The following is a 26980-nucleotide window of genomic DNA, read 5'->3' on the forward strand; positions in this document are numbered from 1 at the left end:
TGGGCCTCGTCAGGGTTGGCGCCGCGAGCGTTTTTCAGCCGGCTGGAAGACGCTCGCGAACTGGAATCGATCGCCGGGATGCATGATCTCGACATGCGTCACCATACGCTCGTTCTGCCACGTCTGGCGAATGAGATTGAGGCAGGGCTCGCCGCGCTCCATCAGAAGCACGCGCGCCGTCGACGCGTCGGCCGAGACCGCCCGGATGACATGCCTCGCCTTCGACCACGGCACCTGCGACAACAGCCACTTCGCCGGCGGGGCACCCATGAAGCTCTCGTCTCTTGCAAGCGGCACGGTGTCGAGCAGGATCAGCCGACGCTCGATGGCGATCGGCTTTCCGTCGACGATATGCAGGCATTGAAGCCTCAGAACCTCAGAACCCTCGGGCGCCTGTAGCTGCGCGGCCTCGGCGGTATCCAGCCTTTCGATCTTGCGCGACAGTATCTCGTGCCGGTGCTCGTAGCCCGCAAGCGCCGCTTCGGTGCTGATGTCCTGGATATCCATCACCGTGCGGTCGATCTGCGGCGAGGCGACAAAGGAACCGGCCTTGCGCCGGCGCACGATCAGCCCGCGCTCGACGAGGATGGAGAGCGCCTTGCTGACCGTCATCCGCGAGCACTGATATTGCCCGACGAGATCGTGCTCGATCGGGATGCGATCTCCGGGGCGCCATTCGCCGCTTAGAATCCGCGTTTCGATGTCCTTGAAAATTCTTTGATGAATCGGGGCCAATACGTCACCTTTTCTGCGGCGCGAGACGGAAATCGCTAACGCCGATCCGGGGGCTGCTTCAAAGCTGACGCACCTGCCCGGCACAAAAATTGCTTTCCTGGAGTTTGACATTGACACACTAGGCCAGCCTATATCTATTTGTATAGTCAAAAGCGGACCGGAGAAGTTCGCTTAAGGGACTAAAAAGTTCGGGAACTCGTGCTCCTCCACAGGGGGAGCAAACACTGGAGAGATTGAAGATCATGATCGCAAACTCATTGCTCAAGGGCCTGGTCGGCGCCGCATTCCTGTTTGGCGCGACGCTTTCCGCGCACGCCGCTGACACGCTTGCCGCCGTCAAGGCAGCCGGCACGCTGAAGGTCGGCACCGAGACCGCCTTCGCGCCGTTCGACTTCATCGATGCCGGCGAGCACGCGGGCCTCAACGTCGATCTCTTCGCCGAAATCGGCAAGGAACTCGGCGTCAAGATCGAGTGGGTCGCCCTTCCCTGGGACGGCGTTTTCCCGGCGCTCGAAGCCGGCAAGTTCGACGTGGTTGCTGGCCCGGCAACGATCACCAAGAAGCGTATGGAACGCTACCGCTTCACCCCACCGATCGCCGAAGCAACGATCGCGATCCTGAAGAAGGCCGGCGACAGCTCGATCAGCAAGCCGGAAGACATTGCCGGCAAGAAGATCGGCGTCGGCAAGGCGACTTCGCAGCTTGATCAGCTGAAGGAATTCTCCGATACGCTGACGACCAAGGCTGATATCCGCGAATATCCTGCCTTCACCGAATCCTACGCCGACCTCGCTGCCGGCCGTATCGCCGGCGTTGCAAACTCGCTGCCGAACATCGCCTTCGTCGCCAAGCAGCGCGAGGGAACCTTCGAAGTCGTTCAGCCGCCTTTCGGCAAGAAGTCCTACTTCGGCTTCATCGGCCTGAAGGATGCCGATCATGCGCCGCTGATGGACGCGATCGACGGCGCTCTGCTGAAGATCAAGGCTGACGGCCGCATGGCGGAGCTGCAGAAGAAGTGGTTCGGCGCCACCTTCGATACCCCTGACGCGGTCAAGGACCCGGCGTTCTGATTTTATGAATCAGTGATCCGTCGCGCTCCGGCGATACCGGAGCGCGACCAGGTTTTGTGAGCGCCAGACAGGCTAAAGCCGCATATGTCCCTAAAACTCTTCGAATTGCTTCTGCAGGCGTCGATCTACACGGTGACGATCAGCGTCGTCTCTATCCTGATTGGCTTCGCGATCGCCATCGGGCTATCGGGCATGCTCCTGTCGAAGAAGACGCTTTTCGTTCTTCCTGCTCAAGTTTTCATCAGCTTCTTCCGCGGCGTGCCTCTGCTCGTCCAGCTTCTGCTGATCTATAACTTGCTGCCCGCGATCGGCCTCAACGTTCCGAGCATTGTAGCGGCGATCGCCGGCATGTCGCTCTGCACCGCAGCCTATCAGGCCGAAAACCTTCGCGGCGGTTTCGCCAGCGTGCCCGTCGGGTTGATTGAATCGGCCGAGATGGTCGGCATGACACCGGGCCAGATCTTCCGCCGCATCAAGGCGCCGATCGCGCTGCGCCTGACATTCCCGGCGCTCGTCAACGAAGCGATCCTCATTCTCAAGGCATCGTCCCTGGTCTCGGTCGTCGGCATCATCGAACTGACCCGCATGGCGCAGGACCTCGCCGGCAGCACCTTCCTGCCGCTGCAGATCTTCGCGGCCGCGGGCCTCATCTATCTCGTCATCAACTGGATCGTGGCGCTTGCGGGCGGCCTGATCGAGCGCTCCCTGCCGGGAGTTCCAAGATGACATTCGATATCAACGTCATTCTCGACCAGATGCCGGCCATCGTCAGCGGCGCCGGCGTCACGCTGATGACCTGGATTGTCGGCACCATCGCCGCCGCCGTACTCGGCTTCTTCGTGGCGGTCGGTCGTCGCTTCGGCGGCATGCTGCTCGACAAGGTGCTCGGGTTTGCCGTCGCCGTGTTGCGCGGCACGCCGTTCCTGATCCAGATCTTCCTCGTCTATTATGGCGGCCCCTTCATCGGCCTCTCGCTCGATCCGATCCCGGCGGGCCTGATCGGCATCTCGATCTACGGCGCGGCCTATTACAGCGAGATCTTCCGCTCCGGCTTTCTCGCCGTTCCCAAGGGCCATATCGAGGCCGGCGAATGCGTGGGCATGACGCAAGGGCAGATCATCCGGCGCATCCTTCTGCCCGAAATGACGATGCTGGTGCTGCCGCCCTCGCTCAACATGGCGGTTCTCCTGATGAAGGAGACGGCGGTTTTATCGATCATCACCGTGCCCGAGCTGACGGCGACGCTGAGCGCCATCGGCGCGCAGCAATATGCCTTCGTCGAAGCGCTGTCGGTGCTGGCGCTGTTTTATTGGGTCCTTGTCGAGATCACCGGCAGGCTTGGCCATCTCGTCGAAACGAAACTCACACGATTCAGGTTTTTCAACGCATGAGCCTACCCGCGATCGCAGTCAAAAATCTCGTCAAGACATTCGGCGACACCACCGTTCTCCACGGCATCGACCTCGAGATCCCGCAGGGACAGGTGTCCTGCCTGATCGGCCCATCGGGCTCCGGCAAGAGCACGCTGTTGCGCTGCATGGCCTTTCTCGAGGAGGCAACATCAGGAACGATCGCCATCAACGGCGAAACGCTCGGCTTCACGGAAAATGCGCGGGGCGTGCGTGAGCGCATTCCGGCCGCCGCCAACCGCGCCATCCGGGCGCAGATCGGCATGGTGTTCCAGCAGTTCAACCTCTGGCCCCATATGACCGCGCTCGGCAATGTCAGCGAGGCGCTGAAGCTGGTGCAGAAGATGAACAGGAAACAAGCCGAGGAGCTGGCCATGGCGCAGCTCGTCAAGGTCGGGCTGGAAAGCCGCGCCGGGCACTATCCGTCGCAGCTTTCAGGCGGACAGCAGCAGCGCGTGGCGATCGCCCGGGCGCTGGCTCTGAAGCCGAAGATCATGCTCTTCGACGAGCCGACCTCGTCGCTCGACCCCGAACTGACCGGCGAAGTGCTGAACGTCATGCGTGATCTCGCCGCCGAGGGGATGACCATGGTGGTCGTCTCCCACGAGATCGGCTTTGCGGCCACGGTCGGCCAGCAGATCACCTTCCTCGACCATGGCAAGGTGCAGTTTTCCGGCCCGCCGCAAGACGTGTTCAAGAAGCCGCGCAATCCGCGTCTTGAACAGTTCCTCGACACGTATCTCGACCGCGGCGCATCGATGCTGATGTAGGGCGTTTCCTGTCGGCTACGTGCTTCGTTCATGCGCCGGCAAACGCTGCCGTTGCGGATCGGCCCGGATGCCCGCCACCGCCGGTAGCAGAGTGCAGCCGTTGGAATGACTTCTTTGTGAAATGAGCCAAGCCGAGGCAATTCGTTAACACAGCATTAACGATCTCGGCGCTAGCTGATGTGCACTAACAATTCGTATGCGCGCTATCGAGCAAGCTGGATCCGATGTCCATTCTTCAAACCCTAGCATCCAGAAGCGGGCGTCTCGTCAGCCTGGAGTTCGGCTCTCGCGATGGCGGCAGGCGCCTGGTCAAGCCACGCCGCAAGGCGCCCACGCCGCGATCGCGGCTGGCAATATTAGGCACCGTGCTTGTGCTTGCCTACGGCGTCATCGGCGGCAAGCTCATCTATTACGGCGTACATGGCGACCCCTCGACCTCAGCCATCCTGCCCAAGCCTTCGTCGGTCGCATCGCGCCCGGATATCCTGGATCGCAACGGAGAGCTGCTGGCGACGGACATCCGCACCGTGTCGATGTTCGCCGAGCCGATCAAGATCGTCGACGTCGATGATGCGGTCGAAAAGCTCGCAACCGTCTTTCCCGATCTCGACAAGCGCTCGACATTTCAGAAGCTCTCCAACCGTCGCTCGCACTTTGCCTGGCTGAAGCGTCAGCTGAGCCCGAAGCAGCAGAGCGAGGTGCTGAAGCTTGGCATTCCCGCCATCGGCTTCCGTCCCGAAGTAAAGCGCTTCTATCCGGGCGGCCGCACCGCCGCGCATATTCTCGGTTATGTCGACATCGACAATCACGGCGTCAGCGGCATGGAGAAATATCTTGACGATCAGGGCCTCTCAGCCCTCGCCTCAACGGGTCTCACTATCGCCGGCAGCCTGGAACCGGTGAAGCTTTCCATCGATATCCGTGCGCAGAACGCCGTGCACGATGTGGTGGCGGACGCGATCGGCCGGTATCAGGCGCAATCGGCCGGAGCCGTGGTCCTTGATATCTACACCGGCGAGGTGCTCGCCATGGCCTCGGCACCCGACTTCGATCCGAACGATCCGCAAGCGGATGGCGACAAAGGCTGGCTCAACCGGATGTCGAATGGCACCGATGAGATGGGCTCCGTCTTCAAGACCTTCTCGATCGCGATGGCGATCGACACCGGAAAGATCAAGCTGTCCGATACGTTCGACGCCAGCACGCCACTGCATTACGGCGGCTTCACGATCCACGACGACCGTGACGTTCCGAGGCGCGTGTTGTCGATCCCGGAAATCTTCCGTTATTCGTCAAACGTCGGCACCGCCAAGATGATGGATGTCGTCGGCATGGATATCCAGAAAGAATACCTCACCCGCTTCGGCCTGCTCTCGAAGATGCAGACGGAGTTGCCGGAAGTGAAGGCGCCGAGCCAGCCGAGAGTCTGGAAGAAGATCAACTCCCTCACCGCCGCCTTCGGCCACGGCGTTGCCACGACGCCGATGCAAACCGCAGTCGCCGGCGCGGCTCTTCTGGATGGCGGCGAACTGATCGAGCCGACCTTCCTGCCGCGCACGCGTGAAGAGGCTGCCGAGACCGAACAGCCAGTCGTCAAGAAGAGCACCAGTGACACCATCCGGTATCTCTTCAAGCTGAATGGCGAGCAGGGCACAGGGCGAACCGCCGATGTGCCCGGCTTCCATGTCGGCGGCAAGACCGGGACGGCCAACAAGGTCATCCACGGCGTCTATTCACACAAGCTGAGCTTCAACTCTTTCCTCGCGGGCTTCCCGATGCAAAACCCGCGATACGTGGTTTTGTCATTCGTCGATCAACCGCTGACGGGTTTGCACAACCTCAACTTCGCCGCCCAGACCGCAGCGCCGATGGTGGCCGATATCGTCAAGCGGGTCGGGCCGATACTGGGCGTTCAGCCGGATTTCGGACAGAACCTGTTGGTCGGCTACTGAGCGGATGCACCGGACTCCGACCGCCAGCATGGGCGGTCGGAAGCCCTGTTGACAGCACCTAGACTAGGTACTTCTTGAACCAGGCCACAGTCCGTTCCCAGGCAAGCTTGGCGGCCGCTTCGTCGTAGCGCGGCGTCGAGTCATTGTGAAAGCCATGGTTCACACCGGGATAGACATAGGCCTCATAGACCTTCTTGTCCGCCTTCAGCGCCGCCTCATAGGCCGGCCAGCCGTCGGTGATGCCCTTGTCGAGTTCGGCGTAGTGCAGAAGCAGCGGCGCCTTGATGCGCGTGACGCTGTCGGCGCTCGGCTGACGGCCGTAAAACGGCACGGCGGCGCCGAGTTCCGGATAGGCGACTGCCGCGGCATTGGCGACGCCGCCGCCGTAGCAGAAGCCGGTAATGCCGACCTTGCCTGTTGTCAGGTCGCTCTTCATCAGAAACTCGATCGCGGCGAAGAAGTCGTTCATCAGCTTCTGCGGATCGACTTTCTGCTGCAACTCGCGGCCCTTCTCGTCATTCCCGGGATAGCCGCCGACGGACGTCAGGCCATCGGGCGCCAGCGCGATGAAGCCCGCCTTGGCAACGCGCCGCGCGACGTCTTCGATATAGGGGTTGAGCCCCCGGTTTTCATGCACGACAACCACGCCTGGCACCTTCCCCTCTGTCTTCGCCGGGCGAACGAGATAGCCGCGCACGTCGCCATTTCCCTTGGGCGAGGGATAGGTGATGTATTCGGCGATAATATCGGGATCGGTGAACTCCACCTGCGTCGCCAGAGCATAGTTCGGGCTCATCGAGGATAGAATTGCAGCGGCGGTCAGGCCGCCGACAGCGAACTTGCTCGCCCGGTCGAGGAATTCACGCTTGGTGATCCTGCCATGCGCGTAATAATCGTAGAGTTCAAGCAGTTCCTGGGGGAAGTCCTTCGCGGTCAGCCGATTCATGATTGATCCTCCATCCATCCGTTTCGGCGGCAATACTACACGACCGTTTCCCCTCGTCAGTTCAACATTGCGCTACCAGCAGGGCTCAGCGACGCCCCAGCCGGTCGAAATAAAGGAGCATCGCCAGCCCGATCACACCGGCAAGCGCTCCGATGAAGGCGGTTCCGGAATAGCTGCTGACCGCAGTGCCGATGGCGAAGAGCAATGCGCTGAGGCCGGCGCTGATGAAGATGTTGACGGAGATGAGCGCGCTGCCCAATCCTGGCCGCTCGGCGATCAGGTCTTGCAGATAGGTGATCGGGATGCTGATCAGCGCAGCCGCCCCAATGCCGCTGATCAAGGTGAGCGCGTAGACATGCCAGGGCGCCGAAGCGAAGCCGAGCAGCGTGAGATAGACGACATAGATGCTTGCGCCGATCGCGAGCGCCGTCACATGGCTCATGATCCTTTGCGCCCGCCCCCAGACGATGATGAAGACGACCTCGAGAAAGGCGACGATGCCGATGAGGATGCCGAGATCGGCGACCGTCCCGTGCGCGGCGCCGGTGACGATCAGCGGCAGGATGGCGCCGTTGATGTGCAGCGTCGAACTGATGAGCGCGATGGCGATGACCCGGACGAGCACCGGCGGCGAAACGACCTCGCCGAGCGCCGCCAGATAGGAGAAATGGCGGCTCGCGGCCTTGTCGGTCCCCGTCTGCCGCGGAAGGAAAATGGCGATAAGGCCAAAGCAGGCGGCGCAGGCAATGCCGGCGAACAGATAGGCCGGCAGCATGCTCGGCGACCGGGCGAGCAACACGCCGGTCAGGCCGGGCACCAAGACCCAGGAGAGCGACATCATCGCGCGCACACCGGAATTGACCCTGGCGACGTCATCGCGCGACATGCCGGTTGTCCTTCGGCGAACATTCCCGAAGAGCAGCGAATTCAGCGAGCCATAGACCGGCAGGAGCAGTAGTGCGCTGACCACGAAGGTTGCCTGATGCGGCAGAATGTAGATCGCACCATAGCCGAGCACGCCAAAGATTGCAGTCGCCAGCATCATGGTGCGATATTCGCCGAGCCGGTCCGCCAGATTGCCGAGCAGGATGCTGACGGTAACGTTGACGGCCGCGGCGGAAAAAATCAGCGCGGAGTAGAGCCCGTTGCTCAAGCCCAGCTCGCGGATGCCGACAACAGATTGATAGGGAGAGGTGGCGGCACTCGCGACGCCGAACATAAAGAGGGCGAGCATGCTCACCCGAATGGTCGGGTCGCGGAAGACGGCAGGGAGAAAGCGGGTCATGTTCGAATTCGTGGCGGTGGCGGCAGACGCTCGTCTTGGGCGAGCGCGGCCTGGCGGCTCCGGTATAAAACCGAAACCGCCAGGCTGTCAGTTATTTCCTATCAGTCGGTCCATCGCGCCGAGAAGCGCGCTTGCGGGATGTAGCTGAAATCACGATCGAAGGGGAACGCAGGCCGCGCGCGGCGGTTGCTGGTGAGCCCCTCGATATCCTGGTTCACCACACCCTGCGTCAGCGCCATCAGGTTCGGATTAGCGATCGGCGCCAGTTCCGGCGAGAGGTAGCCGGACTTGACGACCAGGAGGCGGACGGCCTTCGGATCAAGCCCAAGCAGGGTGAAATCGGCGATGTTGTGATACGGGCGGCGGCGCGCGGCGAGCACGACGGTGATCCCGCCAACGCGCACGACCGCCTGACGCTCGGCGGCCACGCCGGTATCGGAGAGCAGCACGACCTCCGCCTGCACCTTGGCCGGCGTGCTCGATCCATCGAGGCTGCCACCGATCGTCAGCGCAAGCGTAGCGCCCTTGCCGGCGGCAAAGCAGGCCTCGACGGCGGGACGATCTGTAATCCCAGCAATCAGCGCGCCGTCAAAGCCGCGCGCGATCAGCGCGTTCAGCACGTCGGCGCGATCGCCGACGCCGCCACCCGTGGGGTTGTCGGCGGAATCGGCGAGGATAACCGGCGAGGTCTCGGCCTTCTCGGCGATGTCGAGCATCTCCGCCAGCGGCCCGGTGACGGGACCGAAGCGGAAGTCCTCGCGTGCGTTCCAATAAGAGAGCGCGATCTCTTCCGCAGCCTTGGCAGCAGCGCCCTTGCTGGTCGCGGTGATGACCGCGCAGGCGGTCGCGCGCGGCTCGTCGGCCCAGACATAGCCGACCATCAGATTGGCATCGAGAACGCCCGCACGCTGATCGAAGACCGACAGCGCCTCATAGAGCGCCTTCGCCGGCTGATCTTCGGTCGATGTGCGCTCGCCGGGCCAGAGAACCGGCACCGGAGCCCAGGCAACGCCGGGGCGTGTGCCGCTCTTCAGAGCATCGATCAGCATCGACCACGCCCGCACCATGGTTTCGCGCACATCGATATGCGGCGCGGTCCTGTAGCCGGCGAAGATATCGAGCTGATCGATGATCTTCTGGCTGACATTGCCATGCAGGTCATAGCTCGCCGCAACGACGACATCGGGCCCGACAACCGCGCGAGCGGCCGAAATCCAATCGCCCTCGGCGTCGTCCATACCCTCTACATTCATCGCGCCATGCATGGCGAGATAGAGCCCATCAAGCGGCAAGGCCGCCTTCAGAAGGGCGAGGAACTCGGTCTTGAAGGCTTCGTAGGCGACGCGGGAGACCGGGCCTCCAGGCACGGCGCGCGCATGCAGCAGCGGCAGATGTTCGATGCCATCGGCCTTCAGAAAGTTGAAATACTCGGCCCCCAGAAGGTCCGCGCCCTTGAGGACGCGAAAATCCTCGACAGCCATCAGCACCGGCGAATAGGTGCTGCATTCCGTATGAATTCCGCCAACAGCGATCCGCATCGTCAGCTCCTTAAAGTTTCGGGCTCAGCGGCACGATGGCCGAGAAGCGGTCCCAGTTCTTCTTCGCCTTTGGTGTCCACGCAGCCTCGGCGATAGCCGGTAGGCGAGGGAAGACGAGACGGTTGAAATAGCCGCGCGACAGGAAGTGCTCGGACCAGATGCAGGCCTGCACGCCCTTCATCCTGTCCTTCAGCTCTTCAGGGAAATCCCCCTCGGCTTCATAGCCATAAGTGTGGGCCGGCGGCACCGTGCCCGCCCAGCTGGCGCCGGGCTCCTGGAAGGCCTCAGCCTGCACCATGTCGAGATAATAGGCCTGGCCGGGGGTCATGACCACCTCGTAGCCTTCCCTGGCGAGCTCGATGCCAACCTGCGGGTTTTCCCAGGCCATCAGCAACGTGTCCTTGGCCGCGACGCCGCCGCCATGGGCGACCTCGTTCCAGCCGGCAAGCTTGCGCCCGCGCGCCGTCAGCATGTCCTTGACGCGCTTCAGGAAGTAGGATTGCAGCGCGAAGGTGCCCTCGATGCCTTCCTGCTCCATCAGCTTCTTGGCAAGCGGCGACGCCAGCCAGGAACCGTTCGCCACCTCGTCGCCGCCGATATGCAGATACTTGGACGGGAAGAGCTCGACCATCTCGTCAAGCACCTTTTCGAGGAAGGTGTAGGTCAGCGGAATGGCGGGGTTCAGCGCATTGTTCGGATAGCCCTGGACCGAGTGATAGCTGTCCGGTGCTTCCTGGCCATCGGTCAGTTCCGGGAGCGCAACGAGGGTCGCCGTGCTGTGGCCGGGGATATCGATTTCGGGAACGACCTCGACGCTCAGCGCCAGCGCATGCGCGACGATCTCGCGGACATCGTCCTGCGAATAGAAACCGCCGACCGGCTCCGCGCCATTGCCGAGCTGCGGCAAGAGCGGCGCGTCCGGCCCGCGCAGCACGCCAGTGGTCGTGAGCTCCGGATAGGCCTTGATTTCCAAACGCCAGGCTTCGTCATCGGTCAGGTGCCAATGGAAGATATTGAGCTTTAGCCAGGCCAGAATATCGACCAGCCGCTTGATATCGGCCGCCGGGTAAAACTGGCGCGACACGTCGAGATGGCAGCCGCGCCAGCCGTAGCGCGGCTTGTCGACGATGGTACCCGAAATCGGGAAACGGAAGGTGCCCGGCCGGCTGCGCGCGCCCTCGAGCAGCTGCGCAAGCGACGTCAGGCCATACTGGCGACCGGCGGCGTCCTTATAGGCAAGCGTGATTTCGTCGGCCGAGAAGGTGAGCTTGTAGCCTTCGGCCGCAATCGCGGCGTCGGTAATGAATCGCAGCGCGCGGCCCTGCGGCGACGGCTGCAGATTGAACGGCGCGTGCGCGCTTTCGAACAGGCGGCGCACAAGCGAGGTGACCGTGGACATGGCGCGCAGATCGTCCGAGGAAGCGCCTGCCGAAGGATAAAGCACGACTGGGAAGCCATCGCCCGGTTTGGCGTCGATTTCGGCCGGCCAGGGCTGCAGCGCGAAAGGCAGGTCGAGCTTGCCTTGCCGCAGCAGCACCGGCGGCGGCTCGCTGACGCGGCCCTCGAGCAGGAGGTCGGAAACGGCGACCGCGACGTGGCTGCCATCGGCGAGCGTCACATAGGCCGACTTGGCGCCATCGGTGCAGTGTTTGGCGGGGCGGTGCAGACCGCTGACGATAAAGGTCCAGGCCTCACCCGGCGCAATGGAAAGGCCTGTAGGTGGCGCGAACTCATGGAAATTGGCGTTGCGACGCAGAAAGGTCGCGTTCTCGCAAGCCTTCTTGTCGATCACCCGTGTCAGCGACGTATAGACGATCTTGAAATCCGCAAGCGGCGCATCCGACAGGTTGAAAAGGGTAAAGGTGAAGCGACCATTCGGACCGCCGTCCGGCTGCCAGGAGCTCTCCAGACGATAAGGGGCCGTGTCCATAACTGTTCCTCTCAGTATTCTTTTTTTGATCAGTAGTCAGCGGATTGGGAGAAGGTGCGGGCGAGTTCCGCTTGGCCCGCGGTGAGGCCGCAGTCGACGGGCAGGCAGACACCGGTAATGCCATTGGCCTGCGCGCTCGCCAGGAAGCCGACAGCGTTGGCGACATCCTTCGGGTCGACGACGCGCTGTAGCGGATACCAGCGGCGGGCTTCCTCGAAGACATTCGGATTGGCGGCGGCGCGGGCTTCCCAGGCCTGCGTGCGCACCGTGCCCGGCGCAATCGCGTTCGAGCGGATGCCGAACTTGCCGTATTCGACGGCGACCAGCTTGGTGAAATGCAAGAGGCCTGCCTTGGCGGCGCTATAGGCCGGATGGCCGAAGACGTGCATGCCGTTGACCGAGGCGATGTTGACCACCGAGCCCTGCGTTGCCTTCAAGAGATCCGCGACGGCGCTGAAGCAGAGGAACGGCGCTTCGAGGTTGAGCGCATTATCGGCGCGCCAGTCCTCCGGCTTCGTCGATTGCAGACTGACGGCGCGCGCAGCACCGGCGTTGTTGACCAGCGTCTTCAGCGCGCCGAGCGACGCGGCGGTCTTCGCCATTTCGGCAACGCTGTGCTCGCTCGTGACGTCGCAGCTGACGGCGACGAAGCGCTCGGCCGAACCCAGCGCACGCGCGGCCTTTTCGGCGGCGGCGCCGTCGATATCGACAAGCAGGACGACGTCGTGGTCATCCGCGAGCCGGCTGGCGATGGCACGGCCGATATCGCCCGCAGCGCCGGTCACGATCGCTACCGATTTTGTCATTCTCAGTCCTTTCCTGACATGAAATCCTCAGTCCCCGAGCAGCTGACGGTCATCGCCGTCACGGTGGGCAACGAGTTGTTGTTTGATGCGTCGAAGAGTGACCGCCGCCTGCGGGATGTTATAGGCGACGAGGCTGGCCAGGATGTCGACGGCGGCCAGATAGGCGATGCGCGTCGAGGTCGGCCGGAAGATGTTGTTGCCCTCGGCAAGATCGATCGGGATGACGATGTCGGCGGCCTTGGCGACGAGGCTGTCGGCCTGCGTCAGCGCGATGGTCGTGACCCCGGTCTCGCGGGCGAGCGTGAAGGAACGGACGAGTTCGGTGTTGCGGCCCGAGAATGACGAGCCGACGATGACATGCGTCGACTTCGCCGCCGCCGCCAGCATCAGCTGCATTCCATGATCGGAGCTCGCGGTCACGTGCAGGCCGAAACGAAAGAGGCGGTTCTGCAGCTCGCTGGCGATCATCGACGAATTGCCGCCCGAGCCGAAGGCATAGATCATCTCGGCCTTGGCGATCTTCTCGGCAGCCTGCTCGATGGCGGCAAGGTCGAGCGAGCGATGCAGCAGGAACAGGGCGTTCTGCGCCTTGGTAATGATGTCCTGGGCGACGTCACCGGGATCGCGGCTCTTCGGCTCTGGCCTGAGATAGCGCATGCCGACATAGGCTGTGCGGGCGAGCTGAACCTTGAAATCGGAAAAGCTTTCGCAGCCGACACGGCGACAGAAGCGGGTGACCGTCGGCGGCGAGACATCCGCCTTTTCCGCCAGTTCGATAATCGAGGCATTGACCGCGAATTCGAAGTCGTTGAGCAGAATATCCGCGATACGGGTTTCCGACGGCGAAAGCCGGGCCTTCTCTTCCTGCAATGTCGAGAAAATATCCACGCCCGGCTCCCCTTGGTCTATCGCGCTATTTGTCTTTCGCTTTATAAGCGACGCAATCGATTTCGACCTTGCAATCGACCATCATCGACGATTGCACACAGGCGCGTGCCGGCGGGTGCTCGCCGAAATACTGCTGATAGATGCCGTTGAAGGTCCAGAAATCGCGGGGATCGTCGAGCCACACGCCGCAGCGCACGACATGCTCGCGGCCATAGCCTGCCTCTTCCAGGATCGCGATCACGTTCTGGATCGTCTTGTGCGTCTGCGCGACGATATTGCCGTCGATGATCTCGCCATTTTCCATGGCGACCTGGCCCGACACATAGAGCCAGCCGTCGGCTTCGACGGCACGAGCAAACGGCAGCGGCTTTCCGCCTGCGCCGGTCTGAACGGTGCCATAACGCTTGATGGACATTGACCGATCCTTGCAAATTATTTTCGTGATAAGTTGACAAGTGACCATATTAAGCGGAATTTGACCAGAGAAAAACGTCATTCATGAAAAGAATTTCAATCGGGAACACCATGCGCGATCCTTTCAAGAACCCCTTCCCTGCTTCCGATACTGCCCGGCATTCAATCTGGGAGATGCTCGTTCACCGCGACATCGACGCCTTCCTGGCGGCTGACTGGTCGATGGTGGAGCACGATTTCGTCGAGGACGGCTTCATCGGCATCGACAGCCGCAAGGAAGTGAGCCCCGACAAGTGGCGCCTCGCCTTCCCGACGCTCGCCGCCTATCGCGACGAATGGGTCCGCCAGGCCAAGGATTTCGCGACGCAGTCCTTTGCTGAGGACACCCGTACCGCCATCTTCACCACGACCACGCTCGAGGATATCGAGATCGAGGGCGACATGGCGCTGGTGCGCAAGAAGTTCGACGGCGGCATCGCCAAGGCCGATGGCAGCCGCGACATCATGCAGTGGCAGACCCTTTATTATTGCCGCCTGCACGAGGGGCGTTGGAAGATCTCCGGTTTCACCGGCTATCTTCCGAACCCGATGGGTTGATCAACACAAAGGCCGAGACATTGCGGATTTTCACGGCGGCTCTCGCAACCGAGACCAATACCTTCTCCCCAATCTGCGTCGATCGGCGCGCTTTCGAGGCATCGCTCTACGCGCCGCCGGGCGAACATCCCGAAACGCCGACACTCTGCTCCGCGCCGATCACCGTCGGGCGGCGCGTCTGCGCGGAGAAGGGCTGGACGCTGATCGAGGGGACAGCGACCTGGGCGGATCCGGCCGGTCTCGTCAACCGCGCGACCTATGAAGGCCTACGCGATGAGATTCTCGGACAGCTTCGCGCGGCGATGCCCGTCGACGCCGTCGTGCTCGGCCTGCATGGCGCCATGGTCGCCGCCGGTTACGAGGACACGGAAGGCGATACGCTGACGCGCATTCGCGAGATCGTCGGCCCGGATATTCCCGTTTTCGCCGAGCTCGATCCGCACAGCCATCTGACGGCCAAGCGTTTCGCCGCCGCCAATGTCTTCGTCTACTTCAAGGAGTTCCCGCACACGGACTTCGTGGATCGCGCCGAGGATCTGTGGCGCATCGCCGTCGATACGCTCGAGGGCCGCGTAAAGCCTGTCATGTCCGTCTTCGACTGCCGGATGATCGACGTGTTTCCGACCTCGCGCGATCCCATGCGTTCCTTCGTCGACAAGATCATGCAGATCGAGAAGGACGACCCCGACATTCTCTCTATCTCCGTGGTCCACGGCTTCATGGCCGGCGACGTGCCGGAGATGGGCACCAAGCTTCTTGTCGTCACCAATGACCGCAAGGACAAGGGCGATGCGCTGGCGCGCAAACTCGGCATGGAGCTGTTTGCCAAGCGCGGCACCTTCATGATGCCGCAGATCGACGAGAAGGAGGCTGTGTCGCAGGCGCTGGCGGCGACGGCGTGGCCTGTCGTGATTGCCGATATGTGGGACAACCCCGGCGGTGGAACGGCTGGCGACGCGACCGTGGTTCTAGGCGAACTCCTAGCGCGCGGCGTCACCGATGCGGCGATCGGCACGATCTGGGACCCGATGGCGGTGCAGATCTGCATGGCGGCCGGTGAGGGCGCCGAGATTCCCTTGCGCTTCGGTGCCAAGTCGGCGCCCGGCACGGGCAACCCGATCGACGGTCTTGTCAAGGTCATCAAGATCGTGCCGAATGCCGAGATGCGCTTCGGCGAAAGCTTCGCGCCGTTTGGCGATGCGGCGCACATCGTGCTCGATGGCATCGACATCATCTTGAACTCGACGCGTGCGCAGAGCTTCGATCCGAGCCTGTTCTCGGTCATGGGCATCGATCCGACGCAGAAGAAAATCCTGGTCATCAAGTCGACGAACCACTTCTACGCCTCGTTCTCGAAGATCGCGTCCGAAATCATCTATTGCGCGGCCGGCACGCCTTATCCTAACAATCCGGCGAAGACGCCGTATCGGCGGGCGCGCAAGGATATCTGGCCCATGATCGCCGATCCCCACGGCGCTTAACATGGAGTAGCCTGAGATGCACAACAGCCCATTTGCCGTCGTCGCCAAGCCCGGCGACAAGGTCGCGGAACTCTCGACACCTCGGCCGATCATCGACGAAGACCGGATGGCGGCCAATATCGCCCGCACGCAGGCCTATATGGACGCGCACGGCATCGACTTCCGCCCGCACATCAAGACGCACAAGATTCCGGCTCTGGCCGCCCAGCAGGTAGCGGCGGGCGCCAAGGGCATCAATTGCCAGAAGGTCACCGAGGCCGAAGTTTTTGCCGACGCGGGCTTCGAGGACATCCTCATCACCTTCAACATCATCGGCACCGCGAAACTCGAACGCCTCGCAGCGCTGAACGAGCGCATATCCGGGCTCAAGGTGGTCGCGGACAGCGCCTACACCGTCGACGGGCTGTCTACCTATTTCGCCGCGCGCAAGCCGCTTGTGGTGCTGGTTGAGTGCGATACCGGCGCTGGGCGCTGCGGCGTGCAGAAGCCCGCGCAGGCCGTGGCACTCGCCAAGCACATCGACGCTGCAGCGGGTCTGACCTTCGGCGGACTGCTGAACTATCCGAAGCCGGGCGCCGCCACCGAGGTCCAGGCATTTCTTTCGCAAACACTGACCTTGCTCGACGCCGAAGGCATCGCCTGCCCTATCGTCAGCAACGGCGGATCGCCGAGCCTGTTCGACGCCCATCTGGTTCCCGCCGCAACCGAACACCGGGCCGGCACCTACATCTATAATGACCGCTCCATGGTCCGCGCCGGACATTGCACAGTGGACGACTGCGCCATGCATATTCTCGTCACTGTCGTTTCCCGCCCGACGGGGGATCGGGCCGTCATCGATGCGGGCTCCAAGGCGCTGACCTCTGACCTGCTCGGTTTCACGGATTACGGCCAGGTGGTCGGCTATCCGCAGGCGTCCATCACTGGCCTGTCGGAAGAGCACGGCGTGATCGACCTCTCGAAATGCGAGGGCGCGCGGCCGCAGATCGGCGACAAGCTGCTGATCATTCCGAACCATACCTGCGTGGTCTCGAACCTTTTCGACACGATGGTCTTCCATCGTGATGGCGTCGTAACCCGCGTCGAGGACGTGGCCGCGCGCGGGCTCGTCTGGTAACCGAAGCGCCGGATTGGCGGCCGTTCACCGGCCGCTAACGCCATTGGATAGTCCTCCTTGAAGTTTGCCATATCCGGCGCATCTTATTGATGCGCCAATATTCCGGCGACGTCATGGGAGATCATTCATGAGAGCGTTGATTGCATTGGGAATTGCGGGAAGCCTGGCGTGTATTTCGGCCGCGCAGGCGCCGTCGCAATGGCAGACCTATTCCGGTGTCCGCGTCGATTCCGACCCGACCATTCTGGCCCGCTTCGACCACACCTATCCCTATTGCGAGCAGGAAGCGTTTCGCCGCGGCTCGACCGACATCAACAGCCTGTGGCACGTGACGGCACTGCGCAATTGCATGTACCGCCACGGGATCGTCGACCGGGGCTCCTATTCGTACCCGGCCAACACCTTGTTCTATCACTTCCTCGATCGCTGATGGCGCGACCGGCGCTCGCGATCAGGCGAGCGCCGTCGGGTTCAGCAGATTGAGATCGATATCGGTCAGCGCCACATGGCGCTCGAACGCGATGCCGGCTTCATCGAAGAGGTGGCAATCCACGGCGTTGATGCCGACGAGCATCGGCTGCTCCGGCCGCACGCCGACGCTGCCTGACAGCGTGGCGCAGAAGTTTTCACCCTCGCCATTCAGCGCAGCGTAAGCGACAGTCTGCGCGCCGAGACGCTCGATGACGCTTGGCGTGATGGTGAGCGAGATATCGCCGGATGCGAGCTGGATATGTTCGGGGCGGACGCCAAGCGTCAGCGTCTTGCCGACGACACCCGCGCGCGGCGTGACCGGCACGGTGAGCGACTGGCCCTTGTATTCGACGGTCACGCTCTTGTCGCCGACGGCGGTGCATGTGACCGGCAGGAAGTTCATCTTCGGATTGCCGATGAACCCGGCGACGAAGATATTGGCGGGCTTGTGGTAGAGCTCGAGCGGCGCGCCCGTCTGGGCGATCTCGCCGGCGTTGAGCACGACGATGCGGTCCGCCATCGTCATCGCCTCGACCTGGTCGTGAGTAACGTAGATCATCGTCGCCTTGAGCTGGCGGTGCAGTTTCGCGAGCTCGATGCGCATGTCGGAGCGCAGCGCGGCGTCGAGGTTGGAGAGCGGCTCGTCGAACAGGAAGATCTTCGGCTCGCGCACGATCGCACGGCCGATCGCCACGCGCTGACGCTGGCCCCCGGATAGCATGCCCGGCTTCTGCTGCAGGCGCTGGTCGAGATGCAGGATGCGGGCCGCGTTTTCGACCCTGGCCTTGAGCTTCTGCTCTTCCATCTTTTCGACGCGCAGCGGAAAGGCGATGTTTTCGAAAACGCTCATATGCGGATAGAGCGCGTAGGACTGGAACACCATGGCGATGCCGCGCTTGACCGGCGGCAGATCGTTGACACGGACGCCGTCGATCACGATGTCACCCGCGGACGTCGCGTCCAGGCCGGCGATCATGCGAAGCAATGTGGATTTGCCGCAGCCGGAGGGGCCGACGAACACGACGAACTCGCCATTGTTCACCTCGAGCTGAACGCCCTTCAGAACCTCGAAGTCGCCGTAAAATTTCTGAACCTTGTTGAGAAATAGCTGTCCCAAAACCTGTCTCCGGTCACCGCCACGCGCGGCGCTTACTCTCGATAGCGAAGGGATCGCGGGTGTTGCGCGCCCGCGATCCCCAACAAAGGCTTACTTGAACGCTTCGATCTCGCCAGCGGCCTTCTTGATGGCGTCAGCCGGTTCGGCCTTGCCTGTCACGACGGACTGGACCATTTCGATCATAGAGTTCTGGAAACCCTTGTAATCGGTGAAGAGCGGCTCGGGACCGCCATAGGTGATGCCGTCGATGAACGGCTTCCACGACGGATCGGCCTTGACGAATTCGTCGACCTTCGCGGAAGGACGCATCGGTGTCAGGCCAGCGCCGCCCTGCAGTTCGTATTCAGGCTGGATATCCGACGAGGTGATGTACTTGGCGAACTCAATCGCCTTGTCCTCGACACCAGAACCCTTGAAGATTGCAAGGCTGTCGGTGATGAGCAGCGTGCCGGGGCCCTTGGCATCCGGTCCGAGCGGCAGCGTCGTCACGCCCCAGTTGATCTTCGTGTCCTTGAGGCGGGCGGCAGCGCCGGAGCCGGCCTGGATCATGCCGACCTTGCCGTCGAGGAAGATCGCACGAACTTCGTTCTGCTCGTAAGCGGTCGGGCCTTCTTCGGAGTAAGGCGTGATGTCCTTGTAAGCCTGGAGAGCGGCGAGAACACCCGGGCTATCCAGCGTGACCTTGCCATCGGCGTCGATGACGGTCGCGTTGTTGGTGTAAACCCAGTGCATGAACTGGTGCATGGTGTTGTCGAAGGTCTTGGCGGACAGGCCGTAGCCCGGGATGCCCGTCTTTTCCTTGATGGTCTTGGCGGCCGCGATTTCTTCAGCCCAGGTTGTCGGTGGCTTCTCGGGGTCGAGACCGGCCTGCTTGAACAGATCCTTGTTCCAGTAGAGCGCCTTGGTGGAGAATGCGATCGGAACGCCCCACTGGTTGCCCTCGAAGGTGACCGTGTCGACGATATGCGGGTAGTAACCCTTCTTCTCGTCGTCGGTCATCGGAACCGGAACGATCAGGTCGTTCTGGGCGAATTCCTTGAGCGTGCGCGAGCCGACGTAAGCCATCGCGACCGGCGTGCCGGCGGCGGCGAGCGTGGTCGCCTTGTCCTGGCACTGTGCCCAGCCAACGACTTCAGGCGCGACCTTCCAGCCCGGATTCTTGCCTTCCCATTCCTTGATGTACTTCTCGTGGATCGGGTCGATCTTGTCGCCGCAATAGATCCAGCTGATTTCCTTGTCGGCAGCTTCGGCCGTCATGGCGCCAAGCGCCGTCGAGCCGAGCAAGGCCAGTGCCATAAGGCTAGTTTTGAAAGCGATGCTCACGTCAATACTCCCGTTAGTTAGCTGTTCACTTGTTATTGTTTTACCGCACCGGCAGTCAGACCGCCGACGAGATATCGTTGCAAGAAGAAGATGATGACCATCGCGGGCAGGATGCCGACGAAGGAGGCTGCCATCAGCTCGTTCCAGATAACCTCCTGCTTACCGAAGTAAGCGAAGAGCCCCACCGGCAACGGCATGTATTCGGTCTTCGAGTTGAAGGTCAGCGCGAAGATGAATTGCTGCGCGTAGGCGCCGATGAAAGTGGTGATGGCGACGACGATGATCCCCGGCATGGCAATCGGCAGGATCACGCGGCGCAACGTATAGAAGTGGCTGGCTCCATCCATGTAGGCGGCCTCGTTCAGCTCCTGCGGAATGCGGATCATGTAGGTCCGCAGCAGCCAGATCGCCGAAGGAATGAGGAATGCCACGCCGGGCACGATCATCGCGAAATAGGTGTTGAGCACGCCGAGCGTACGCATCAGCCGGAACAGCGGAATGAGCAGCACGGCGCCCGAGAACATGTTGACCGTCAGGAACGCGCCAAGCAGCAGGCCCATGCCGCGAAATTCGAACTTCGCGAAGGCGTAGGAGGCCGGGATGACGAGCGCCAGCACGATCACCGTGACGATGATCGAGATGAAGAAGGAGTTGAAGATATAGCGCCCGAAGCCCGGAACGCTGATCCACATGGTGCGGTAGGCCTCGAACGAGCCGTTCTCCGGCCAGAAGCGGTACGGCGACGAAAACAGCTGGCTGAGCGGCTTCAGCGACACCAGGAAGCCTTCGACGAACGGCGCCAGCACGAAGGTGAGGAACACCAGGACACCAAGGTAGATCAGCAGGATTTCCCACCAGCTGTAGCGATCGATCATGGCCGCGTTCTTCATGCGCGCTTCTCCGGGTTGAGCCGACGGGTGACACGGAAATAGGCAAAGCAGAATGCCGAGAGGAAGATGCAGATCAGCACCGCGCGGGCCGCACCCTCACCATATTTCTTCGAGCCGATGGCCGTCTGGTAGGTATCGATGATCATCGTCGTGGTCTGTCCGCTGGGGCCGCCCTGCGTCAGGATCCAGATGATATCGAAGGAGTTGAACGTGGCAATGAGGGATAGCATCGACATGGTGATGATCGACGGCACCATCAGCGGCAGGGTGATGCGGCGGAAACGATAGAAACGCCCCGCGCCATCGGTCCAGGCCGCCTCGTAGAGATCCTTCGGGATCGACTGAATGGCCGCCAGGAAATAGATGGTGACCATCGGCACGCCGATCCACACGTCGGTTATGATTGTTGCCCAGAATGCCGTGTTGCCATAGGCGAGGAAGGCCACCGGGCCGTCCACGAAGCCGATGCGCTGCAGCATGCCCGAGATCATCCCGAACTGGCCGTTATACATCCAGCCCCACATGAAGATGCCGATGGCCATCGGCACCACCCATGGCGGCATGGTCAAGAGACGAAACAGCGAGCGGCCGGGCACCGCGCTGTTCAGCAGCGAGGCGCCGAAGGTGCCGATTATCATCTTCAGCGAGACCGAGAAGAAGGTCCAGATGAAGGTGCGGACGATGACGTCTGCGAAGGTCGCGTTGAAGATCTTCTCATAGTTCGCCCAGCCCACCCAATTGGTCACTTTTCTGAGCGACGCGTCGGTAAAGGACAGAATGAACGTATCGACGAGCGGATAAGCGACGATTACCGCGACATAGAGGACTGCCGGAAGGAGAAGGATCCAGGCGAAGATGAGGTTGCTTCTTTGAACGTTCATCCTGCCGCCCTCCTCAAGCCGCTCTGGCGTGGAGCGCCTCGTCGAACTTGTCCCATACGGGACGCAGGTCGACAACCGTCTTCTTGATGCGGGCCTCGTCCATGGAGAGCGCCAGAATGCCGGCTTCAAGCGCATTCAGGGTCGAGACGGGCAATACCGTGCCGGTGCGAACGCTGTCGAGGATGTCGACCGCCATCTGCTCGTCGGCACCGTAGTGCTGCGAGAGTTCCGTAGCCGCATACTTGTTCTCGACGACCTTCTTGCCGGTCAGCTGCTCATGCACATCGAGATAGCCGCGCACGAAGTCGCCCTCGGCCATCCCGCGCGAGCCCATGATCGCAAAGCGACGGAACTGGTCGGGAACGTTGAGGTTGGTGTGGAAGTTCATGCCCACGCCATTGGCGTATTCGACGATCGCAACCTGATAGTCGATGATGTCGGCGTCGCTGTCGAACACCTTGTCGGTGCCCTTCCAGCCGCTCGGCTTGCGATGGAACAACTCAAGATCATTGATGCCTTCGCGAGCCGGATCGTTTGCCGGCGTAAAGCTCTTGCGGCCACCGAAGCTTGCGACCCGCTCGGGCCGCGCGCCGGCGATGCCGTTATAAAGATCGAGATCGTGGCAGCATTTTTCCAGCATGAAGCTGCCGGAATAACGCTCGTATCGGCGCCAGTCGCGCATGAAGAATGCGCCGTGGTAGGGCTCGATGTGCTCGGACGCCTCGATCGAGACGATCTGGCCGAGATTGCCGGCAGCCTGAACCGCCTGCAGGTCGCGATAAAGCGGCGAATAGCGCAGCACCAGGCCGACCATCAGCCGCTCATGACCGAACTTGGCCATCAGGCGTGCGAGCTCGATGCTTTCGGCGATCGTGGTGACGATCGGCTTTTCGCAGAACACCTTCAGACCGGCTTCAAGACCGATGCGGATATGCTCGAGATGGAAGAGATTGGGCGAGCCGATCATCAACAGATCGAGCTGTTCGTTGGCGATCAGCTCCTGCGGCGTGGCATAGGATTTGCCGACGGAAACGCCCTTCTCGACGAGACCCGGCAGACCAGCGGGCTCGGGATCGACATAGCCGACGATCTCGAAGCTTTCATCAATCGACTTGAAGACGTAGCCCAGATAGCCGAGCCGGAAACCTAGCCCGATAATTCCCACTTTCATGCTGCTCTCGTTCCCATTTACGTAATTTATTTTCGTCAAGTTGAGACAAAAATTCGATCTCGTCAACACGAAACACGGAAAAAGTTGGAACTGTGAAATTAATTTTCATGACGCTTGTTTGACAGGCATTTTGATTTTCATCATCGATAAGCCCTCCGTCAACCGCAAGACGGGAGGATAGGATGGCCTATACCCACATCATCATGTGGGTAAGTGGCAAGATGCGCGTGCCCATCTCGATCGAGCGCGGCGTGAGCATTGACACCAATCGCGCCGCCTCACACTATTCCGTGGAAACCATACCAACACTGATTGCCGGACCGTGTCAAATGAACGATTCTACCGCGAAAATCGATGCGTTTGACATGAAGATCCTCAGCGCCATGCAGAACGATGCGACCCTGTCGCAGCGCGATCTGGCCGAAAAGATCGGCCTATCGCAAAACGCCTGCTGGCGCCGACTGCAACGGCTGCATTCCCTCGGCCTGATCCGGGGATCGCACAGCGATATCGACTTGAAGGCTCTCGGGTTCGACCTGACCGTTTTCGTGATGATCCGCACGCGTCATCATTCTAAAGAGTGGAGCGAGGGTTTTCGGGCGCATGTCGAGCGATTGCCCGAGGTGATAGACTTCTATCGCATCGGCGGCGACTGGGATTATCTGATCAAGGTCGTGACCAAAGGCATGTCGGGCTACGACGCCTTCTACCAGAAGCTCATCACGAACTTCGATCTCGCCACGGTGACAGGCTTCTTTTCGATGGAGGCAATCATCAACAACCGTCCGGTGGATTTGACACGGCTGCGCTGACATCAGGCGGCCACACGGATGTCAACGACCGGTAACGTAGGTCACGCCTTACGCTTGCCGGCCGACGAAAGGCAGAAATCCTTGTCGGCCCAGTCCTATTTACTAGCAAGCTCAACGCCGCTCTTATCTCTAAAGAGCAACGCCTATTCTTTGCCGAGCTAAGGTGCCCGCGCTTAAATGTCGCGCTCACCAAGGTAATGCAGGGAAAAGGCCAAGCCGGCAGTTGAGAGAATTCATCCAAACGCGTAACAAAATTGCCGCACTTACCAACCGCGCGCTGCGAAAGCGTCCTGACCAAGGTCTATTTGCAATGAAAATCGGCGTTCCGAAAGAAATAACCGTCGGCGAGGCCCGTGTGGCCATGACGCCGGACTCCGCGCTGCAATTGCAGAAACTCGGCTATAGCTGTGTCATCGAAACCGGCGCGGGTCTCGCCGCCGGCTTCTCCGACGCCACCTATCAGGCCGCGGGCGTCGATATCGCTCCATCGGCCGACAGCCTTTGGGCATCCGCCGACATCATCGCCAAGGTGCGTCCGCCCGAAAGCGCCGAGACCGAGAAGCTTGGCCCGAAGAAAACGCTGATCTCCTTCTTCTATCCGGCTCAGAACGCCGCCCTGCTCGAGCAGGCGAAGGCAACAGGCGCCAACATCATCGCCATGGACATGGTGCCGCGCATTTCGCGCGCGCAGAAGATGGACGCTCTGTCATCCATGGCTAACATCGCCGGCTATCGTGCCGTCATCGAGGCCGGCAACAATTTCGGCCGCTTCTTCACCGGCCAGGTGACCGCCGCCGGCAAAGTGCCGCCTGCCAAGGTGCTCGTCATCGGCGCCGGCGTCGCCGGCCTTGCCGCGATCGGCACCGCCACCTCGCTCGGCGCCATCACCTACGCCTTCGACGTGCGCCCCGAAGTGGCCGAGCAGATCGAATCGATGGGTGCGGAGTTCGTCTTCCTCGATTTCAACGAGAGCCAGCAGGACGGCGCCGCCACCGGCGGATACGCAGCGCCCTCCTCGCCGGAGTTCCGCGAGAAGCAGCTGGCAAAGTTCCGTGAACTGGCCCCCGAGATCGACATCGTCATCACCACGGCGCTGATCCCCGGCCGCGATGCACCGAAGCTGTGGCTTACCGACATGGTGGCTCTGATGAAGCCCGGTTCCGTGATCATCGATCTTGCGGCCGAACGCGGCGGCAACTGCGATTTGACCGTCGCCGACCAGAAGATCGTCTCCGACAATGGCGTCACCGTGGTCGGCTATACCGATTTCCCGAGCCGCATGGCCGCGCAGTCGTCGACGCTCTATTCGACCAACATACGCCACATGATGACGGACCTGACGCCGGCCAAGGACGGCGAGATCGTCCACAACATGGAAGACGACGTCATCCGCGGCGCAACCGTCGCCTTCGAGGGCGCCATCACCTATCCCCCGCCGCCGCCGAAGATCCAGGCGATCGCCGCTCAGAAGCCGAAGGAAAAGGCCAAGGAGCCGACGCCTGACGAGAAGCGCGCGCGCGAGGCAGCCGCCTTCAAGGCGCAGACCAAGAGCCAGGGCTTCCTGCTTTTGATCGGCACCGCGCTGCTGCTGTTGGTCGGCGCCTATGCCCCGGCAAGCTTCATGAACCATTTCGTGGTCTTCATGCTCGCCTGCTTCATCGGTTTCCAGGTGATCTGGAACGTCTCGCATTCGCTGCATACGCCGCTGATGGCGGTGACCAACGCTATCTCGGGCATCGTCATTCTCGGCGCGCTGCTGCAGATCGGCTCCGGCAACTGGCTGGTCGTCATCCTCGCTGCTCTGTCGGTTCTGGTCGCGACGATCAACATCGTCGGCGGCTTTCTTGTCACGCGGCGCATGCTCGCCATGTTCCAGAAGTCCTGATCGGGCCAGGGATATCAAGGGATTTTCAATATGACGATTGGTATCGTTTCGGCCGCCTATATCTCCGCGGCTGTGCTTTTCATCCTCTCGCTGGGCGGCCTGTCCGGTCAGGAAAGCGCCAAGCGCGCCGCCTGGTACGGCATCGTCGGCATGGCACTCGCCATTGTCGCGACCATCTTCGGCCCCGGTGTCGGTAACTGGATCATCATTATTCCGATGATCCTGGCCGGCTCCATCGCCGGCTACTACGTCGCAAACCGCGTGCAGATGACGGAGATGCCGCAGCTTGTGGCCGCGCTCCACTCCTTCGTCGGCCTCGCCGCCGTCTTCATCGGCTACAACGCCCATATTGAGGCATGGCGCATTGCCGGCATGGACGAGGCGACGCGCGCAGCCCTTGACGGCTTCGCCGGCATTCTCGCCCACAAGACGCCGGTCGAGCTTGCGATCATGAAGGTCGAGGTGTTCCTCGGCGTCTTCATCGGCGCCATCACATTCACCGGCTCGATCGTCGCTTTCGGCAAGCTCGCCGGCAAGATCGACGGCAAGGCGAAGAAGCTGCCCGGCGGGCATTTCCTGAATGCCGCGGCTGCTATCCTGTCGCTGATCCTGCTCCTCATGTATGTGAACGGCGCCGGCGTCTGGACGCTGATCCTGATGACCTTGCTTGCCTTCTTCATCGGCTACCACCTGATCATGGGCATCGGCGGCGCCGACATGCCGGTCGTGGTCTCGATGCTGAACAGCTATTCCGGCTGGGCGGCCGCCGCCATCGGCTTCACGCTCGGCAACGACCTCCTGATCGTCACCGGCGCGCTGGTCGGCTCCTCGGGCGCGATCTTATCCTACATCATGTGCAAGGCGATGAACCGCTCCTTCGTCTCGGTCATCCTCGGCGGCTTCGGCGGCACCACGGGTCCCGCCATGGAAATCGAAGGCGAGCAGATCGCCATCGATGCCGAGGGCGTCGCATCCGCGCTCAACGATGCCGATAGCGTCGTCATCGTGCCGGGCTACGGCATGGCGGTGGCGCAGGCGCAGCAGGCCGTCTCCGAACTCACGCGCAAGCTCAGAGCAGCCGGCAAGACTGTGCGCTTCGCGATCCATCCGGTCGCCGGCCGTCTGCCCGGCCACATGAACGTGCTGCTTGCCGAAGCCAAGGTGCCCTACGACATCGTCCTCGAAATGGACGAGATCAACGACGACTTCCCCGAGACCGACGTCGTCATCGTCATCGGCTCCAATGACATCGTCAATCCGGCCGCCCAGGAAGATCCGAACTCGCCGATCGCAGGCATGCCGGTTCTCGAAGTCTGGAAAGCTAAGCAGGTGTTCGTCTCCAAGCGTGGACAGGGCACCGGCTACTCCGGCATCGAGAACCCGCTCTTCTACAAGGAGAACACGCGGATGTTCTATGGCGACGCCAAGAAGAGCATTGACGGCCTGCTCGCAAAGGTCGCCTGACAAGACAGGAACTGGGAGGCGGCGTGGT

25 protein-coding genes are annotated in these 26980 nt (G+C 61.7%); 12 read left to right on the top strand and 13 right to left on the bottom strand.

Features of this window, described 5'->3' with window-relative positions:
• Nucleotides 1-9: 9 nt before the first annotated feature.
• Nucleotides 10-735 (bottom strand): UTRA domain-containing protein, encoded by a 726-nt coding sequence (locus tag D460_RS0100710; protein WP_018896563.1) that lies wholly within the window; start codon nt 733-735, stop codon nt 10-12.
• A 242-nt stretch (nt 736-977) separates the two neighbouring features.
• Here D460_RS0100710 and D460_RS0100715 point away from each other — a divergent pair, with 242 nt between their 5' ends.
• From D460_RS0100715 to D460_RS0100735, 5 genes are all read left to right on the top strand, one after another.
• The gene (locus D460_RS0100715; RefSeq protein ID WP_026282643.1) at nt 978-1805 is read left to right on the top strand and encodes a transporter substrate-binding domain-containing protein; all 828 of its coding nucleotides are present in this window, start codon (nt 978-980) and stop codon (nt 1803-1805) included.
• Between the two features lie 84 nt (nt 1806-1889).
• Nucleotides 1890-2531, top strand: coding sequence for an amino acid ABC transporter permease (locus D460_RS0100720; protein WP_018896565.1), 642 nt, complete (start codon nt 1890-1892; stop codon nt 2529-2531).
• Entirely contained in the window at nt 2528-3196 is a 669-nt protein-coding gene (locus D460_RS0100725; protein ID WP_018896566.1) for an amino acid ABC transporter permease, read from the top strand. The genes D460_RS0100720 and D460_RS0100725 overlap by 4 nt, the downstream gene beginning before the upstream one ends.
• A complete protein-coding gene (locus D460_RS0100730; protein WP_018896567.1) occupies nt 3193-3984 on the top strand; it encodes an amino acid ABC transporter ATP-binding protein in 792 nt (263 codons plus the stop codon). Before D460_RS0100725 ends, D460_RS0100730 begins: the two co-directional genes overlap by 4 nt.
• Nucleotides 3985-4208: 224 nt before the next feature.
• The gene (locus D460_RS0100735; RefSeq protein ID WP_018896568.1) at nt 4209-5936 is read left to right on the top strand and encodes a penicillin-binding protein 2; all 1728 of its coding nucleotides are present in this window, start codon (nt 4209-4211) and stop codon (nt 5934-5936) included.
• A 58-nt stretch (nt 5937-5994) separates the two neighbouring features.
• On the opposite strand, the gene yghX is transcribed toward D460_RS0100735, so the two are convergent.
• The 7 genes from yghX to D460_RS0100770 all read right to left on the bottom strand — a co-directional run bounded on the left by yghX (nt 5995) and on the right by D460_RS0100770 (nt 13744).
• The gene (yghX, locus tag D460_RS0100740) at nt 5995-6882 is read right to left on the bottom strand and encodes a YghX family hydrolase (protein WP_018896569.1); all 888 of its coding nucleotides are present in this window, start codon (nt 6880-6882) and stop codon (nt 5995-5997) included.
• Nucleotides 6883-6967: 85 nt separating this feature from the next.
• Nucleotides 6968-8233 carry an MFS transporter gene (locus D460_RS0100745; RefSeq protein ID WP_348625610.1) on the bottom strand — a complete coding sequence of 422 codons (1266 nt, stop codon included), beginning with the start codon at nt 8231-8233 and terminating at the stop codon, nt 6968-6970.
• Nucleotides 8234-8268: 35 nt separating this feature from the next.
• On the bottom strand, nt 8269-9705 hold the full coding sequence (locus D460_RS0100750; protein WP_018896571.1) for a M81 family metallopeptidase: 1437 nt from the start codon (nt 9703-9705) through the stop codon (nt 8269-8271).
• A gap of 10 nt (nt 9706-9715) precedes the next feature.
• Nucleotides 9716-11635 (bottom strand): beta-N-acetylhexosaminidase, encoded by a 1920-nt coding sequence (locus D460_RS0100755; protein ID WP_018896572.1) that lies wholly within the window; start codon nt 11633-11635, stop codon nt 9716-9718.
• 29 nt (nt 11636-11664) lie between these two features.
• Entirely contained in the window at nt 11665-12441 is a 777-nt protein-coding gene (locus D460_RS0100760; RefSeq protein ID WP_018896573.1) for an SDR family oxidoreductase, read from the bottom strand.
• Between the two features lie 27 nt (nt 12442-12468).
• Nucleotides 12469-13329 (bottom strand): MurR/RpiR family transcriptional regulator, encoded by an 861-nt coding sequence (locus D460_RS0100765; protein WP_018896574.1) that lies wholly within the window; start codon nt 13327-13329, stop codon nt 12469-12471.
• A gap of 25 nt (nt 13330-13354) precedes the next feature.
• Entirely contained in the window at nt 13355-13744 is a 390-nt protein-coding gene (locus D460_RS0100770) for a Rid family hydrolase (protein WP_018896575.1), read from the bottom strand.
• Nucleotides 13745-13854: 110 nt separating this feature from the next.
• Here D460_RS0100770 and D460_RS0100775 point away from each other — a divergent pair, with 110 nt between their 5' ends.
• The 4 genes from D460_RS0100775 to D460_RS0100790 all read left to right on the top strand — a co-directional run bounded on the left by D460_RS0100775 (nt 13855) and on the right by D460_RS0100790 (nt 17368).
• Nucleotides 13855-14340, top strand: coding sequence for a hypothetical protein (locus D460_RS0100775; protein WP_018896576.1), 486 nt, complete (start codon nt 13855-13857; stop codon nt 14338-14340).
• A 20-nt stretch (nt 14341-14360) separates the two neighbouring features.
• Nucleotides 14361-15821 (top strand): M81 family metallopeptidase, encoded by a 1461-nt coding sequence (locus tag D460_RS0100780; protein ID WP_026282644.1) that lies wholly within the window; start codon nt 14361-14363, stop codon nt 15819-15821.
• Between the two features lie 16 nt (nt 15822-15837).
• Nucleotides 15838-16938: an alanine racemase gene (locus D460_RS0100785; protein WP_018896578.1), complete on the top strand. Its 1101-nt coding sequence runs from the start codon at nt 15838-15840 to the stop codon at nt 16936-16938.
• A gap of 127 nt (nt 16939-17065) precedes the next feature.
• Nucleotides 17066-17368: a hypothetical protein gene (locus D460_RS0100790; protein ID WP_026282645.1), complete on the top strand. Its 303-nt coding sequence runs from the start codon at nt 17066-17068 to the stop codon at nt 17366-17368.
• A gap of 21 nt (nt 17369-17389) precedes the next feature.
• On the opposite strand, the gene ugpC is transcribed toward D460_RS0100790, so the two are convergent.
• The 5 genes from ugpC to D460_RS0100815 form a co-directional block, all read right to left on the bottom strand.
• Nucleotides 17390-18526, bottom strand: coding sequence for a sn-glycerol-3-phosphate ABC transporter ATP-binding protein UgpC (gene ugpC, locus D460_RS0100795; RefSeq protein ID WP_018896580.1), 1137 nt, complete (start codon nt 18524-18526; stop codon nt 17390-17392).
• 90 nt (nt 18527-18616) lie between these two features.
• Nucleotides 18617-19822 (bottom strand): extracellular solute-binding protein, encoded by a 1206-nt coding sequence (locus D460_RS0100800; protein WP_018896581.1) that lies wholly within the window; start codon nt 19820-19822, stop codon nt 18617-18619.
• A 59-nt stretch (nt 19823-19881) separates the two neighbouring features.
• The gene (locus D460_RS0100805; RefSeq protein ID WP_018896582.1) at nt 19882-20739 is read right to left on the bottom strand and encodes a carbohydrate ABC transporter permease; all 858 of its coding nucleotides are present in this window, start codon (nt 20737-20739) and stop codon (nt 19882-19884) included.
• Entirely contained in the window at nt 20736-21620 is an 885-nt protein-coding gene (locus D460_RS0100810) for a sugar ABC transporter permease (protein ID WP_018896583.1), read from the bottom strand. The genes D460_RS0100805 and D460_RS0100810 overlap by 4 nt, the downstream gene beginning before the upstream one ends.
• 13 nt (nt 21621-21633) lie before the next feature.
• A complete protein-coding gene (locus tag D460_RS0100815) occupies nt 21634-22791 on the bottom strand; it encodes a Gfo/Idh/MocA family oxidoreductase (RefSeq protein ID WP_018896584.1) in 1158 nt (385 codons plus the stop codon).
• Nucleotides 22792-23120: 329 nt separating this feature from the next.
• Between D460_RS0100815 and D460_RS0100820 the strand changes: the two genes are divergently transcribed.
• The 3 genes from D460_RS0100820 to D460_RS0100830 all read left to right on the top strand — a co-directional run bounded on the left by D460_RS0100820 (nt 23121) and on the right by D460_RS0100830 (nt 26952).
• A complete protein-coding gene (locus tag D460_RS0100820) occupies nt 23121-23603 on the top strand; it encodes an Lrp/AsnC family transcriptional regulator (RefSeq protein ID WP_026282647.1) in 483 nt (160 codons plus the stop codon).
• Nucleotides 23604-23913: 310 nt separating this feature from the next.
• Nucleotides 23914-25488, top strand: coding sequence for a Re/Si-specific NAD(P)(+) transhydrogenase subunit alpha (locus D460_RS0100825; protein WP_018896586.1), 1575 nt, complete (start codon nt 23914-23916; stop codon nt 25486-25488).
• A 30-nt stretch (nt 25489-25518) separates the two neighbouring features.
• Entirely contained in the window at nt 25519-26952 is a 1434-nt protein-coding gene (locus D460_RS0100830; RefSeq protein WP_018896587.1) for an NAD(P)(+) transhydrogenase (Re/Si-specific) subunit beta, read from the top strand.
• Nucleotides 26953-26980 lie beyond the last annotated feature (28 nt).

It is taken from the genome of Rhizobium sp. 2MFCol3.1, assembly GCF_000377565.1.
Taxonomy (GTDB): domain Bacteria; phylum Pseudomonadota; class Alphaproteobacteria; order Rhizobiales; family Rhizobiaceae; genus Rhizobium.

What these genes read in the sequence shown, in the direction of transcription:
- D460_RS0100775 (WP_018896576.1), top strand. Translation starts at nt 13,855, where the DNA reads ATGCGCGATCCTTTCAAGAACCCCTTCCCTGCTTCCGATACTGCCCGG.
- D460_RS0100815 (WP_018896584.1), bottom strand. Translation starts at nt 22,791, where the DNA reads ATGAAAGTGGGAATTATCGGGCTAGGTTTCCGGCTCGGCTATCTGGGC.
- D460_RS0100810 (WP_018896583.1), bottom strand. Translation starts at nt 21,620, where the DNA reads ATGAACGTTCAAAGAAGCAACCTCATCTTCGCCTGGATCCTTCTCCTT.
- D460_RS0100720 (WP_018896565.1), top strand. Translation starts at nt 1,890, where the DNA reads ATGTCCCTAAAACTCTTCGAATTGCTTCTGCAGGCGTCGATCTACACG.
- D460_RS0100760 (WP_018896573.1), bottom strand. Translation starts at nt 12,441, where the DNA reads ATGACAAAATCGGTAGCGATCGTGACCGGCGCTGCGGGCGATATCGGC.
- D460_RS0100820 (WP_026282647.1), top strand. Translation starts at nt 23,121, where the DNA reads ATGAACGATTCTACCGCGAAAATCGATGCGTTTGACATGAAGATCCTC.
- D460_RS0100730 (WP_018896567.1), top strand. Translation starts at nt 3,193, where the DNA reads ATGAGCCTACCCGCGATCGCAGTCAAAAATCTCGTCAAGACATTCGGC.
- D460_RS0100825 (WP_018896586.1), top strand. Translation starts at nt 23,914, where the DNA reads ATGAAAATCGGCGTTCCGAAAGAAATAACCGTCGGCGAGGCCCGTGTG.
- D460_RS0100735 (WP_018896568.1), top strand. Translation starts at nt 4,209, where the DNA reads ATGTCCATTCTTCAAACCCTAGCATCCAGAAGCGGGCGTCTCGTCAGC.
- D460_RS0100715 (WP_026282643.1), top strand. Translation starts at nt 978, where the DNA reads ATGATCGCAAACTCATTGCTCAAGGGCCTGGTCGGCGCCGCATTCCTG.
- D460_RS0100830 (WP_018896587.1), top strand. Translation starts at nt 25,519, where the DNA reads ATGACGATTGGTATCGTTTCGGCCGCCTATATCTCCGCGGCTGTGCTT.
- D460_RS0100800 (WP_018896581.1), bottom strand. Translation starts at nt 19,822, where the DNA reads ATGGCACTGGCCTTGCTCGGCTCGACGGCGCTTGGCGCCATGACGGCC.
- D460_RS0100785 (WP_018896578.1), top strand. Translation starts at nt 15,838, where the DNA reads ATGCACAACAGCCCATTTGCCGTCGTCGCCAAGCCCGGCGACAAGGTC.
- D460_RS0100755 (WP_018896572.1), bottom strand. Translation starts at nt 11,635, where the DNA reads ATGGACACGGCCCCTTATCGTCTGGAGAGCTCCTGGCAGCCGGACGGC.
- yghX (WP_018896569.1), bottom strand. Translation starts at nt 6,882, where the DNA reads ATGAATCGGCTGACCGCGAAGGACTTCCCCCAGGAACTGCTTGAACTC.
- D460_RS0100725 (WP_018896566.1), top strand. Translation starts at nt 2,528, where the DNA reads ATGACATTCGATATCAACGTCATTCTCGACCAGATGCCGGCCATCGTC.
- D460_RS0100805 (WP_018896582.1), bottom strand. Translation starts at nt 20,739, where the DNA reads ATGAAGAACGCGGCCATGATCGATCGCTACAGCTGGTGGGAAATCCTG.
- D460_RS0100770 (WP_018896575.1), bottom strand. Translation starts at nt 13,744, where the DNA reads ATGTCCATCAAGCGTTATGGCACCGTTCAGACCGGCGCAGGCGGAAAG.
- D460_RS0100750 (WP_018896571.1), bottom strand. Translation starts at nt 9,705, where the DNA reads ATGCGGATCGCTGTTGGCGGAATTCATACGGAATGCAGCACCTATTCG.
- D460_RS0100790 (WP_026282645.1), top strand. Translation starts at nt 17,066, where the DNA reads ATGAGAGCGTTGATTGCATTGGGAATTGCGGGAAGCCTGGCGTGTATT.